Below are 12,479 nucleotides of genomic sequence, written 5' to 3'. Positions count from 1 at the left end.
CTGGCGGCGCCGCGTTCGGAGCGTGTCGACGGCGACACGGGTTCGGCCCGGCCGCGCGGCCGCCGGGGTTGGGCGCCGCGGGGTCGTGCCCGGCAGTGCCGCCGCCGACCCGGATGGTCGCGCGCGAGAGGTGGTCTTCATGCGGAATCCGGTGTGGCTGTTGGACTTCGACGGTGTGGTGAACGCGCTGAGCAGGCGCCCGCCGAAGACGGTCGGCTACCGCGAGTGGCGCAGCGCGCGGGTCGAGATGCCCAGCGAGACCAAGCGTTCCGGCAAGCCGGTGGTGTATCCGCTGCTGTGGTCGCCCACCGTGGTGTCGGTGATCGCGCGGGCCGTCGACGCGGGCGTGGACGTGCGCTGGCTGACCACGTGGCGCGAGCACACGCGGATGCTGCCCGAGATCATCCCGGGCCTGCCGGAACTGCCCTGGATCGACGAGTCATGTCTGCCGCCCGCCGTCGCGGCGACGCTGGATCCGGCGGTCGGTGACCTGTCGGTGCAGTGGAAGATCGAATGCGCGAAAGCGACGGTGGGCGAAGACGTTCCGGTCCTGTGGACCGACGACAGCATCCTGGTCGGCGTGTTCGCGCGGCGCTGGGCGCGCACCAGAACGCGGGGCCTCACCACCGCGTTCACTCCGCGGCCGAACCTCGGTCTCATCCCGCGTGACCTGTCCGTAGTCGCCGACTGGGTCGCCCGCCACACCGGCCACCGGCTGCTCGACTGGAATCAGCCCACGTCGATATCGGCGTAGAGCGCGGCGTGGTCGCTGGCCGCGTGCTCCGGCGCGGTCATGGTGGGAAAGTGCGGGAAGAGCGTCCCGTTGCGCCCGCCCCACACGCCCTCGCGGAAGATCGCGCCGCCCGTGGTGCGTTCGGCGAGCGCCGGTGAGAGCAGCAGATAGTCGATCTTCTGGCTCTTGGTGCCGTTGCCGTAGGTGCCGGGGCGGCCGCCGTCGTCGAAGCCGTCGAGCGTGGCGATCTCGCGCAGATCGGTGCCGGTGAGCAGCGGCGCCAGCGGCGGACGTTGCGGCGTGTCGTTCAGATCGCCCGCGACGACCACGAAATCCTCTCCGGCATCGCGCAATTCGCGGTAGATCTCGGCGACGCGAGTGGCTTGACGGGTGCGCGTGCGGTCGTTGTCGGCTTGGCGGCCATAGCCTTTCGATTTGAAATGGTTGGCGAGCACGTGCAACCGCTGCCCTTCGAGCGCCGTCCCGGCCGGGAAGTCGTAGGTGAACACCGGGCAGTCGCGGGAGAAGATCCGCCGCCCGTCGGGGCCGAGATCGTCCACGTGCGAGCGGATGGAGCGCACCGGCCAGCCGCCGCGACTGATCACGCCCACATCGATGCCGCGCTCGTCGTTGCCGTCGATCACCATGACGTGCGGATACAGCGGCTCGCCCTCCACATCGCACAGCTCCGCGTCGGTGAATTGTTTGGCCACGATGCGGTTCTCGGCCTCCACCAGCGCCAGGATGTGCGCGCCCACCTCGCGGATCACCTGGCCCAGGTGGGTGATGGCGAGTTCGTCGACGCGCTCGTCGGTCAGCTCGGCCCACCCGACCCAGTCCGACCGGCCTCGCGCCACGATCTCCGGGTCACCAGTGCGCGGTCGCCGGATCAACCGCCCGCGCACCTGCCGCAATCGCGCGTACGCCGCGCTGTCCGAGCGCAGCAGTCCGAGGATCTCCAGGCATTCCAGGATCTCGCGCCGCACCCGCTCGGCGTACTCGACCTCCGCGATCGCGGCCCCGAACCGCGCGTGTGCCGCCAGCACCTCGGGGTTCGGTTCGCGGCCCATCGCCCGGGGCCGGTCGAAGAGGTTCTCGACGTTGAATGTCCCGATCCGCAGCTCCATCGCGGCCTCCTCACCTCCCTCCCATGGTGCGCCGCTAACTACCCGGTTTCGGCGGCCTTGCGGCGAATGCCGTGTGAACCCCCGTCGACAACCTCGGTGCGGGGTGGGAGCCGTCGCCCGAGAGCTTTCCGGTCAGGTCAGGTACACCGGGAAGACGGCCAGGTCGTTCTGGGTGAGCACCGGCAGGTTCTGGAGCTCCGCGTCCGGGACCGCCAGGCGCAGGGCGGGGAAGCGGGTGAAGAGCGCGGGCAGGGCGATGGCGGCTTCGAGGCGCGAGAGCGCGGCGCCGGGGCAGATGTGCGGGCCGTAGCCGAAGGTGAGGTGGCGGTTGGCGGTGGCCCGGGTGATGTCGAAGGCGTCGGCGTCCTCGCCGTGCACGGTGGCGTCGCGGCCGATCGCGCGGTAGGACATCACCACGCCGTCGCCCTGGCGAATCACGCTGTCGCCCAAGGTGATGTCTTCGGTGGCGAAGCGCATCAGCAGATGGGTGACCGGGCCATTCCAGCGCAGCGTCTCCTCGACGGCGTCCTTCCACTCGTACTCGCCGGCGCGGATGAGCGCCAACTGCTCGGGGTGGGCCAGCAGCGCGCGCACGGTGTTGAGGATGAGGCTCACCGTCGTCTCGTGCCCGGCCGCCACCAGGGCTTTCAGATTGCCGACCGCCTCCTCCTCGGTCAGCGGCTCGCCACCGTCGGTCGCGAAGATGAAATCGGAGGTGAGGTCGTCGGTGCGGTGCGCGGTCTTCGCCCGCACCAGCGCCGTGTAGTAGGCGTCGAGATCGTCGATCACCTTCAGCCGCTCGTCCTGCGGGGTCAGCACCGAGAAGAACGCCTTGTACCGGTCCAGCAGCATCGGGTGGTCGGCGCGATCCACGCCCATCAGCTCGCTCACCACGCGCATCGGCAGCGGGTACGCGAAGACCGATTTCAGGTCGACGGGCGCGCCGTCGCGGCCCGCCTCCTCGAGATCGTCGAGTAGTTCCTCGGTGAAGCGTTCGACGCCCGGCCGGATGGCGTCGAGCCGGCGCGGGTTCAAGGCCTGATTGGTCTTGGCGCGCAACCGCCGATGCTCCACGCCGTCTACGGTGAACATCGACCGTCCGGCGTCGATCATCCCGATCAACGGCCACTGCCGGGTCACCACCCCCGACGTCCACAGCGACCACGCGCCGATGTCCTTGACCAGCCGGGCGTCCACCAGCAGCCGTCGCGCCACCGCGTGATCGGTGACGCTCCACGCCGGCACGCCGAGCAGGTCGATGCGGGTGAGCGGGCCGTTGGCGCGCAGGAAGTCGGTCTCGCCGGCCAGATCGGCCATCATCGGGTCGATGACGAGGGGGTCGATGGTGGTGAGTTCTCGGGTCATGATCTGCCTCCGACGGCGCGGGCTGGGGTGAATCGGACGGGGAGAGAAGTCATTCCGCGCAGGAACGCCGAGGGCCTGCGGATCAGCCGGTCGGCGGGCACCGCCAGGTCCAGATCGGGCAGCCGGTCCAGCAGCACTTGGATGCCGGTGCCCGCGATCACCTCCGACAGCTGCTGCGCGGCGAACGGGCAGCGGTATTCGCCGTAGCTGTAGGAGAAGTGGGCGCTGTTGCCGCTGTGCGCGGGGCCCGCGGTCTCGTGCCGGATGTGCGGGTCGGCGTTCGCGCCGGCCAGGCCGAGCAGCAGCATATCGCCCGCGCGCAGGTGCCTGCCGCCGAGTTCGGTGTCGTGGGCGACCCAGCGGCCCGCCAGGATCTGGGTGGGCGTGTCCTCCCACAGCACCTCGGTCATGGCCTGGCCGATGCTGTGGCGCGCGCCGCCGAGCGAGGCGGCGAAGCGGTCGTCGGTGAGCATCAGCCGCACCGTGTTGCCGATCCAGTCGGCGGTCGGCAGGTGCCCGGCGGCGCAGATCGCCATCAGATCGAGCACGTACTCCTCGTCGGTGAACGGCTCCGGGTGGGCGAGCAGCCGCGACACCAGATCGTCGCCGGGCGCGGACTTCTTCGCCCCCAGCAGCTTGCTCATGTGTCCGTAGTAGCTCGCGTAGGCGGCCTGGGCCTCGGCGCCGCCGTCGGCGAGGGCCTTCATGGTGTGCGCCAGCGCGGGCCCGTCCTCGTCGGGGAAGCCGAGGACCGAGGCCAGCGCCAGCACCGGCAGCGGTTCGGCGAACGCGGTGACGATATCGGCCTCCCCGCGCCCGCAGAACCCGTCGATCAGCTCATCGGCGATCTGTTCGCACCGCTCCCCGAGGACATACGGGTCCTCCGCCTCCAGCGCCGCGTCGACCAGCCCGGCGTGCCTGCGGTGCTCCGCGCCCGCCGTGAAATAGATCGACGGAATGGGCCGCCCCACCATCGGCCACAGCGGCCAGTCCTCGGGGACCGTGCCGAGCTGGTTCCACAGCGTGCGGTCGCGAGTGAACAGTTCCGCGTCGCTGGTCACGTAATGCAGTTCCTGGTAACCGATCACGAGCCAGGCCGGGACGCCGCCGGGCAGTTCCACCGGCACCACGGCGCCGTGGTCGCGGCGCAGTTCGCGATAGAGCTGGCGCGGGTCGTAGTTGTGAAAGCGAGGGCCGCTCAAGGGAATCGGGTCGCCTCGGTGCACCGGGCAGCCGGTCGCGGCGTGGGGCGTGGTCATGCGGTCTCCGGTGCGGTGAAGGCGGGCTCGCGCGCGGACAGGTGCTCGACGAGGGTGATCAGGACCCGCTTGACCGAGGCGCGGTCGCGCGCGTCGCAGTCCACCAGCGGAACGTGCGCGGGCAGGTCCAGCGCTTCGCGGACGGCATCGAGCGGATGATCACCACCGGGAAAGGCGTTGCGGGCCACCACGAACGGCGTGCCGAAATGTTCGAGACGGTCCACCGCGTAGAAGCAGTCGGTGATCCGGCCGGGGTCCACGAGGACGATCGCGCCGAGCGCGCCGCGGAACAGCTGGTCCCACAGGAAGAAGAACCGCGGCTGCCCCGGCGCGCCGAACAGGTAGAGGACGTGCTCGGCGTCGATGGTGATGCGCCCGAAGTCGAAAGCCACCGTGGTGGTGCGCTTTCCGGGGACGCCGCCGAGGTCGTCCACGCCGAGGCCGGCCTCGGTGAGCGTGGCCTCGGTGTCGAGCGGGCGGATCTCGCTGACCGCGCCCACCAGGGTGGTCTTCCCGACGCCGAAACCGCCGACCACCACGATCTTCAGCCCATTGCTCGCGGTGGCGGCGAGTGGGGCGGGGGCGATCTCAGAGCGTGCGGAGTCCACCGAGCACCTTCTCCAGCAGGGCCTTGTCCGTCACGGTTCCGTGTACGCGGGGGTGCCGGGCGATGATCTTGCGCGCGTCGAGCAGGTCCGAGAGCAGGATGACGACGATGTGGACGGGCAGGCGTAGCGCCGCGGCGATCTCGGCCACCGAGGTGGGTGTCGCGCACATCCGCAGGATCGCGGTGTCCTCCGACGACATCCCGGGCACCGGGGCGGACTGCGTGACGACGAGCGTGACGAGATCGAACACATCCGTGCCCGGCCTGCTGCGGCCCCCGGTCAGCGTGTAGAGCCGGTCGGGCTCGTCGTCACGCCCCGGCCTGCTCATGGCACACCCACTCCGGGCGAGCGCGGCGCGGCGGTCAGGTGGTCGGCGAGCTGGTCGACGAGTTCGGCCAGGTGGAAGCCGACCACCCCGGCGTCGGCGTCCTCCTCGGCGAGCACGGCCAGGTGCGCGCCCGCGCCGGCCTCGATGAGAAACAGGATGCCGCCGCCGTATTCGGTCATCGAACGGCGCACGCCCGCGCGGCCGTCACCGTGTTCGGCGGACACCGCGATCGCCAGCCCCTGGAATCCGGCGGCGACGGCGGCGAGCCGGTCGACTGCGTCGACGCCGAGGCGTTCGGCGTCGGTGAGCCGGGGGTGGGAGGCGTGACAGACGGGCAGGCCGTCGGCGGCGACCAGCACCGCGTGCCGCGCGCCCGCGGTGCGTTCCAGGAGTCCGAGCAGCAGCCAGCTCAACCGGGCCGGATCGGTCGAAGTCATCAATCAGTCTCCACGGCTGGGGGATTCGAGGTACTGCGGGCGTTCACGGCCCGCTGGAACGCGCCGAGCGAACCGGGTTCGGGGCGGGCGGGTGCTGTTGCGCCGCTTGCTGTTCGGTTGGTGTCGGGGATCGCCGGTGCGTCCGTGGGCCCGCTGGCTCGCACGGGTTCGGACGAGTTCGTGCGGACCGGTTTCGCGAGAGCATTTGCCGGTCGGTCGGTGTCGGAGCTCGCCGGCGCCTCGGTGGGCGCGCTGGACCGCACCGGCTCGGGCGAGTTGGTGCGGACCGGTTCCGCGAAACCGCCCGGGTGGGCGGCGGCGAAGGCGCTGCCCCGGCGACGCTTCGGCAGCGACCGCTCGGCGGACGCCTCGGGCACCGAAGCGATCGGAACGCTGTCGGGCACCGCCGCGACCGGAGCGCTGTCCGGTGCCGGGGGAGTGGGCCGCGTGACCGGAGTGCGCGTGGTGATCTCCCTCGGGATGACCACCACGGCGGCCGTGCCGCCCAGCGCCGACGGCCGGAACGACACGCGCAGTTTGTGTTTCGCGGCCAGGTGTCCCACCACGGCCAGCCCGAGTTTCGTCCCGCGCACCGACGAGAGGTCGGGCGGGCCCGCGCCGGAGTCGGGTTCGCCGACCATGCGGGTGGCGTAGCGCAGCGCGGCGTCGCTCATCACCAGTCCGCTGTCCTCGATGGTCACCAGCACGCCCGCCGGGATATCGGAGGCGTACACGTGCACCTCGGTGGTGGGCGGGGAGAACCGGCACGCGTTGTCCATCAACTCGGCGAGCAGGTGCATCACGCCCTCGGCGGCGGGGCCGATGACCGCGATCTCGACGCCCGCGCGCAGCCGGATGCGCGTGTAGTCGGCGACCCGGCCCATCGCCCCGCGCAGGATCCGTTCCAGGGGAATGGGTTTGGCCCAGCGGCGTCCGGACCGCGCGCCCGAGAGCACGGCGATGCTGTCGGCGAGGCGGCCGACCTGGGTGGCGCGGTGGTCGAGGCGGAGCAGGTCGGCCAGCACCTCGGTGTCGGAGTGGCGCTCCTCCATCTCGCGCAGTTCGGCGAGCATGCTGGTGGTCATGGCCTGGGTGCGGCCCGCGATGTTCGCGAACGCGGCGCGCTCGGCCTTCCTGCGGCTCTCGCTCGCCCGCGTGGCGGTCTGCGCCTCGGCGACCTTGGCCTCGCCTTCGGCCCGCGCGGTGTCGGCGGCGGCGCGCGCTTCGGCGATCGCGGCGGCGGCCCGGGATTCGGCCGCCCACGCCGCATCACCTACGGCGGCCACGCGATCGGACGCGGCGGCCGTCGCCTCCCGCCCCGCCCGGCGTGCCGCGAGCGCGGCGGCCCGGTAGTGCACGGCGGTCGCGGTGGCGACCCACAGCGCCACGGCGGCGGCCCCGAGGACCACGGCCACGGCGGTGCGCGCCGCGGCGGGAACGCTGAACACGGCCGTGAGGACCGCCGCGACGGTCACCAGCGCGCCGCCGATCAGGAACGGAAAGGGGATGCGCCGGGCGGTCGCTCCACCCCGCACTTCTCCAGCCCCCTGCACCCGCACAGAACCCCAACCTTCCCGCTGCATCGATCGTCGGAGGGGCCCGGCCCCAGCCGTCCCCGACCCGGATTCGCGCGAAAGTTGCTGGCCACCAGGCACTTCCCTGTGCGGGATGAGCATAGCCCGATCGGGAGTACCCGGCTACCGGAAGCGCACGCAGTCCAGGAGCAGGAACAGCGGCCGCGGGAAGTTCTCCCGCCACCACGGATCGCGGCGTTGTTCGGCGGTCGGCCGTGGCTCGCGCAGACCGGTGACGGCGAACCCGGCGTCGGTGAGCATCCGCACGTGGTCCTCCAGGCTGAAGAACGTCTGCACCGACGCTGCGGGCGAGGTCTTCCCGGCGACTTGGAACGGCTGCTCGACCGTGCGCGTGCCGAAGTACGCGTCGAGATCGAAACCCCGTGCCTCGGGCCGGTTCCGGTCGGCGCGCGCGACGTAGAAGCACGGGTGCATGCTGAGCACGATCAACCGTCCCGATGGGCGCAGTACCCGCGCGAACTCCCGGAATCGCTTGCCCGGCTCGATGATCCCGTGGGGCAGGCGGTTCGCCACCACCAGGTCCACCGACCGGTCGGCCACCGGCAGGTCGGCCACATCGGCGAGATGGAACACACTGGTCTGCGGGTGCGCCTCGGGGTGGCTCCGCGCCGCCGCCGCGAATTCGGCGCACGTGTCGACGCCGTGCACGAACTCCGCGCCCCGGCGGACCAATGCCCTGGTGAGATAACCTTCCCGCATCCGGCGTCCAGCACGCGCAGTCCGTCGCACGCCCCGATCGTCTCGAGCAGCGCGGGATCGGTCAGTTCGGTCTGGAACCGATCCAGACCGCCGCGAACGACGTCCATCCAGAACTCGGCATTGCGCGCGTATGCCGCGGTTACTCGCTCGTCGCCGGGCACGGGCCTACGCTCGCGAACTCGAGGTCAGGTAGTCCTGTCCGCCGACGTACACCGTGTGCCCGGATTCGGTTTCGGCGGAGGTCGCGTCGGCGACGGCGGTGGCGAACTCCAGCACGGTGGGCAGCGGGCCGTGGTCGCGCCGGTCCGTCACGGCGTCCGGGTTACGGCGTTCCAGCAGGCGGACGATGATGGTGCCGTCGATCATGTCGCCGGATACGACCGTGAAAGTGATTCCGTGAGCGGTGAATTCGGGGATCATCGCACGCAGTGCGTCCTCGCCGGCTCGCTTGCTGGCGGCGATCGGCAGGTAGTCCTCGGGCACGGGTTCGCGCCCGTGGAAATGCGCCTGGTGGCTCGTGACGAACACGATCCGCCCACCGCGCGGCAGGAGCGGCAGCACGGCGCGCACCAGGCCGACCTGCGCGTCCCGGTTCACGCGCATCGCGTAGTCGGGCGCCGCGCCGCGCTCCAAACCGCCGGATGCGTTGAGCACCAGCACATCCAGCCGCCCGAACTCCGCGCCGACCTCGGCGACCAACGCGCGCACCTGGGCCTCGTCGCACACATCGGCCCCCGCCACCGACGCGCTGCCGCCGTGGGCGCGGATCTCCCCGGCGATCGTCTCCGCGCGCTTGCGCTTCTCGCGGTAGTTCACGATCACGTGATCGCCCCGCGCGCCGAGCACCCGCGCGGTGTCGGCCCCGATGCCTCGTGACGCGCCGGTGACCAGCGCGACGCGCCGGGTCTGGTCCTGGGTGCCCACGGTTCTCCTCTCGCTCGCGGCACGGAGCCCGCCGCTGTGCTTCTGATTCAGAATCACTATGGTGGTTCGAAATGAGAAGCGCAAGGGGCGCCAAACCGTCGCGCGGCCGGGCCGACGCCGCCGACGAGCCCGTGCTCGCGGTCACCGAGTTGCTCGGCCAGCGATGGGTGCTGCGCATCCTGTGGGAACTCGAGCCCGGCACGCTGGGCTTCCTCGAACTGCGGCGGCGGATGGGGCAGTGCTCGTCGAGCGTGCTGTCGGTGCGATTGCAGGACCTCCAGAACGCCGGACTGCTCGTCAAACGCGCCGACAAGTCCTACGCACTGACCGCGGCGGGCACCGCGCTGTGCGCGGCGCTGGCGCCGGTGTGGGAGTGGTCGCGCAACCATGCCGACCTGCTGAAGTAGGCTGGCGTGCCCTCATCGACCACGGGAAAGAGATCATGGCGCAGTTCGAGAATGTCAGTGTCGCGAAGACGGCGAATGTGTACTTCGACGGCAAGTGCGTGAGCCACAACATCACGCTGGCCGACGGGACGGCCAAGTCGGTGGGCGTGATCCTGCCGTCCGTGCTGACGTTCACCACCGGCGCGCCCGAGATCATGGAACTGGTCCAGGGTGAGTGCAAGGTGACGCTGGCCGGCGAGACGGAGGCCGTCACCTACCGTGGCGGCGAGTCGTTCTCGGTGCCGGGGGACAGCTCGTTCCAGATCGAGGTGCTCGACACCGTCCACTACGTCTGCCACTTCGGCTGACGGGCACGCGGCGGCCGTCAGCGCAGGCTTCGCGCGGCGGCCGCGGCGATCGCCGCGGCGACTCCGCTCAACGCGGGGGAGTCCAGCTTCCATTGCTGCCAGTAGAGCGGCACATCGATGTGGGAATCACCGTCGATGGGCACCAGCGTCTCGGGCGTATCGTCCGTCGTCTGTAGGTCCGGCAGCATCCCCCATCCGAGCCCGAGCCGCACGGCCGTGCCATACGCGGTCGAGGACGGCACGTAATGGCGTGGCGGGTCGATCGGCTGACGGGTGCGCCGACGCATATGGCGGTCCTGAAGCTCGTCCTTCCGGTCGAAGATCACCACCGGAGCCGCCCCATACGCGCGTGAAGTCGGCCCCTCGCCGAACCACTTCCGCGCGAAGCCCGGTTCGGCCATTGGCCGGTAGCGCATCGCACCCAGCCTGTTCACCTTGCACCCCTGCACGGGTTTCGCCGTCGACGTGATGGCCGCCATCACCGTGCCGTCGCGCAGCAGGCGTGTGGTGTGCTCCTCGTCCTCGCGGTGGATCTCGAAACACACGCCCGCGGGAGCGTCGCGGAGCGCGGACAGCACCCACGTTTCCAGCGAGTCGGCGTTGACGGCGATCGGGATGCGGATCGGGCCGTGCGCCGGGGCGTGCGCGTCGCCGAGTTCGCGCGCCGTGTCGCCCGCGAGCAGCTCGACCTGTCGCGCCAAGCGGAGCACGGCGAGCCCGGATTCGGTGGGGCGCACCGGTTTCGTGCGCAGCAGCAACACGCGGCCCGCCGCGTCCTCGAGCGCCTTGATGCGCTGGCTCACCGCCGAGGGCGTCACGTGCAGGCGTCGCGCCGCCGCGTCCAGGGTGCCCTCGGTGACCGCCGCGTTGAGGGCCCTGAGCTGGTCCAGCTGGAGATCCATATCAAGAAATTGTAATGATGCTTTAGAATCTTCAGCTTGTCTGGTTCGATCGAACGGCCCTAGCGTCGAGGGCGTGACGGTTTCCTCCGCGGCGTTCGCCGCGATCTCGGGTTTGGGTTTCGGACTGTCGCTGATCGTGGCGATCGGCGCGCAGAACGCCTTCGTGCTGCGCCAGGGTGTGCGCGGGCAGCACGTGGCCGCCGTGGTCGCGGTGTGCGTGGTGTCGGATGTCCTGCTGATCGCCGCCGGGATCGGCGGATTCGGCGCGCTGGTGCAAGCCGCGCCCGCGCTGATCACGGTGCTGCGCTACGCCGGAGCCGCGTTCCTGCTCGGGTACGCGGTGCTCGCGGCGCGGCGCGCGCTGACCTCGTCGGCGCTGGTGGTCGATTCGGCGGGCGCCTCGGTCGCTTTGGGCGCGACGGTGGCGACCTGCTTGGCCCTCACCTGGCTCAACCCGCACGTCTACCTCGACACCGTCGTGTTGCTCGGTTCCTTCGCGAACGGATACGCGGCCGCCGACCGGTGGTTCCTCGGCGCGGGCGCGATGGTCGCCAGTGCGCTGTGGTTCACCGCCCTCGGATTCGGTGCCCGCCGTCTCGGTCCGCTGTTCACCCGGCCGGTCGCGTGGCGGGTGCTCGATTCGGTGATCGCCGTCGTGATGGTGACGTTGGCGATCGGGCTCGTGCTGTCGTGAGGTGATGCTCCCGCCCTCGTCTAAGGTGAGGCTTAACTAAGTGTTCGCCGGAGGAGGGAGTGGTGTGGTGGTGCTCAGTCGCAGGGGCCTGTTCTCGGTGGCAGGTGTGGCGGGTCTGGCCGTCGGGCTCGCCGCGTGCGGCGGCGCGGACGACGGTGGGGGAGAGAAGGATTGGTCGTTCGTCGACGATCGCGGCGTCACCGCCGAGGCCGCGGGCACGCCGTCGCGCATCGTCGCGTTCAGCGGGGCCGCCGCGGTGCTGGTGGATCACGGGCTGGCCGACCGGATCGCCGGCGTGTTCGGTGACACGAGCGGCGGCGACACCGCCTTGCTCGGCGACCTGGACCTCGACACGGTGACGGTTCTCGGTGACCAGTGGGGCCAGTTCGACCTCGAGCGATACGCCGAGCTCGAGCCCGACCTTTTGATTACCGACACCTACATGGACGACAACCTCTGGTACATCCCCGACGACAACCGCGACAAGATCCTCGAACTCGCGCCCGCCATCGCCATCGGTGTGGCGAACAAGCCGCTGCCCGTCCCGATCGGCCGCTACATCGATCTCGCCCTCGCGCTCGGCGCCGACCCGGAGGCCGTACGGCTCCGCGATGCGCAGCAGCGTTTCGCCGCCGCCTCGCAGGCGGTGCGCGACGCCGTGGCCGCGCGCCCCGGTCTGCGGGTGCTGGCCTGTTCGGCGGCGGCCGACGCCTTCTACGTCTCCAACCCCGAGGTCTCCGCCGACCTGTCCTACCTGCGCGAACTCGGCGTCGACGTGGTGGTCCCCGAGCGCACCGAGGCGGGCGGCTTCTTCGAGAACCTGAGCTGGGAGTACGCCGACCGCTACCCGGCCGACCTCGTCATCCTCGACAGCCGCGGCTCGGCCCTACCGCCGGAAGCCCTTGCCGCCAAACCCGTTTGGCAACGCCTCCCCGCCGTCGTCGCGGGCCAGGTCGCCCCGTGGCACCCGGTCTTCCGCTTCTCCCACGCCGGCACCGCCCCGCTCCTCGAGGAATTCGCCGCCACCCTCGCCCGCACCGAAAAGGTGACCTGA

Annotated in this window: 15 protein-coding genes; 5 read left to right on the top strand and 10 right to left on the bottom strand. The window is 70.9% G+C overall.

Features of this window, described 5'->3' with window-relative positions:
• The first annotated feature begins 139 nt into the window (after window positions 1-139).
• Window positions 140-754 (top strand): hypothetical protein, encoded by a 615-nt coding sequence (locus tag DFR74_RS21605; RefSeq protein WP_147265869.1) that lies wholly within the window; start codon window positions 140-142, stop codon window positions 752-754.
• Here the strand turns inward: DFR74_RS21605 and DFR74_RS21600 are convergent.
• The 9 genes from DFR74_RS21600 to DFR74_RS21560 all read right to left on the bottom strand — a co-directional run bounded on the left by DFR74_RS21600 (window position 730) and on the right by DFR74_RS21560 (window position 9,075).
• Window positions 730-1,860 carry an endonuclease/exonuclease/phosphatase family protein gene (locus DFR74_RS21600; protein ID WP_198161932.1) on the bottom strand — a complete coding sequence of 377 codons (1,131 nt, stop codon included), beginning with the start codon at window positions 1,858-1,860 and terminating at the stop codon, window positions 730-732. The two genes, DFR74_RS21605 and DFR74_RS21600, sit on opposite strands and share 25 nt — an antisense overlap.
• A gap of 132 nt (window positions 1,861-1,992) precedes the next feature.
• Entirely contained in the window at window positions 1,993-3,225 is a 1,233-nt protein-coding gene (locus tag DFR74_RS21595) for a cytochrome P450 family protein (protein WP_067514349.1), read from the bottom strand.
• Window positions 3,222-4,484 carry a cytochrome P450 family protein gene (locus DFR74_RS21590; RefSeq protein ID WP_067514351.1) on the bottom strand — a complete coding sequence of 421 codons (1,263 nt, stop codon included), beginning with the start codon at window positions 4,482-4,484 and terminating at the stop codon, window positions 3,222-3,224. The genes DFR74_RS21595 and DFR74_RS21590 overlap by 4 nt, the downstream gene beginning before the upstream one ends.
• A complete protein-coding gene (locus tag DFR74_RS21585) occupies window positions 4,481-5,092 on the bottom strand; it encodes a GTP-binding protein (RefSeq protein WP_067514353.1) in 612 nt (203 codons plus the stop codon). Before DFR74_RS21585 ends, DFR74_RS21590 begins: the two co-directional genes overlap by 4 nt.
• Window positions 5,073-5,420: a DUF742 domain-containing protein gene (locus DFR74_RS21580; protein WP_067514355.1), complete on the bottom strand. Its 348-nt coding sequence runs from the start codon at window positions 5,418-5,420 to the stop codon at window positions 5,073-5,075. Before DFR74_RS21580 ends, DFR74_RS21585 begins: the two co-directional genes overlap by 20 nt.
• Window positions 5,417-5,857: a roadblock/LC7 domain-containing protein gene (locus DFR74_RS21575; RefSeq protein WP_067514357.1), complete on the bottom strand. Its 441-nt coding sequence runs from the start codon at window positions 5,855-5,857 to the stop codon at window positions 5,417-5,419. The genes DFR74_RS21580 and DFR74_RS21575 overlap by 4 nt, the downstream gene beginning before the upstream one ends.
• Window positions 5,857-7,416, bottom strand: a complete 1,560-nt coding sequence (locus DFR74_RS21570; protein WP_233444455.1) for an ATP-binding protein — start codon at window positions 7,414-7,416, stop codon at window positions 5,857-5,859. The genes DFR74_RS21575 and DFR74_RS21570 overlap by 1 nt, the downstream gene beginning before the upstream one ends.
• 138 nt (window positions 7,417-7,554) lie before the next feature.
• Window positions 7,555-8,151, bottom strand: coding sequence for a class I SAM-dependent methyltransferase (locus tag DFR74_RS21565; protein ID WP_067513761.1), 597 nt, complete (start codon window positions 8,149-8,151; stop codon window positions 7,555-7,557).
• A 165-nt stretch (window positions 8,152-8,316) separates the two neighbouring features.
• The gene (locus DFR74_RS21560; RefSeq protein ID WP_067513793.1) at window positions 8,317-9,075 is read right to left on the bottom strand and encodes an SDR family oxidoreductase; all 759 of its coding nucleotides are present in this window, start codon (window positions 9,073-9,075) and stop codon (window positions 8,317-8,319) included.
• A 71-nt stretch (window positions 9,076-9,146) separates the two neighbouring features.
• Between DFR74_RS21560 and DFR74_RS21555 the strand changes: the two genes are divergently transcribed.
• Window positions 9,147-9,482 carry a winged helix-turn-helix transcriptional regulator gene (locus DFR74_RS21555; protein WP_067513762.1) on the top strand — a complete coding sequence of 112 codons (336 nt, stop codon included), beginning with the start codon at window positions 9,147-9,149 and terminating at the stop codon, window positions 9,480-9,482.
• A 35-nt stretch (window positions 9,483-9,517) separates the two neighbouring features.
• Window positions 9,518-9,829 (top strand): pyrimidine/purine nucleoside phosphorylase, encoded by a 312-nt coding sequence (gene ppnP / locus DFR74_RS21550; RefSeq protein WP_067513763.1) that lies wholly within the window; start codon window positions 9,518-9,520, stop codon window positions 9,827-9,829.
• Window positions 9,830-9,846: 17 nt separating this feature from the next.
• On the opposite strand, the gene DFR74_RS21545 is transcribed toward ppnP, so the two are convergent.
• Window positions 9,847-10,731, bottom strand: coding sequence for a LysR family transcriptional regulator ArgP (locus DFR74_RS21545; RefSeq protein ID WP_067513764.1), 885 nt, complete (start codon window positions 10,729-10,731; stop codon window positions 9,847-9,849).
• Window positions 10,732-10,804: 73 nt separating this feature from the next.
• Here DFR74_RS21545 and DFR74_RS21540 point away from each other — a divergent pair, with 73 nt between their 5' ends.
• Window positions 10,805-11,425, top strand: a complete 621-nt coding sequence (locus DFR74_RS21540) for a LysE/ArgO family amino acid transporter (RefSeq protein WP_232331902.1) — start codon at window positions 10,805-10,807, stop codon at window positions 11,423-11,425.
• Window positions 11,426-11,489: 64 nt separating this feature from the next.
• Window positions 11,490-12,479, top strand: coding sequence for an ABC transporter substrate-binding protein (locus tag DFR74_RS21535; protein ID WP_067513765.1), 990 nt, complete (start codon window positions 11,490-11,492; stop codon window positions 12,477-12,479).

The sequence above is a fragment of the Nocardia puris genome, from assembly GCF_003315035.1.
GTDB lineage: Bacteria > Actinomycetota > Actinomycetes > Mycobacteriales > Mycobacteriaceae > Nocardia > Nocardia puris.
Note: the sequence above shows the minus strand (reverse complement) of the source record. Positions and strands in the feature narration are given on the sequence as shown.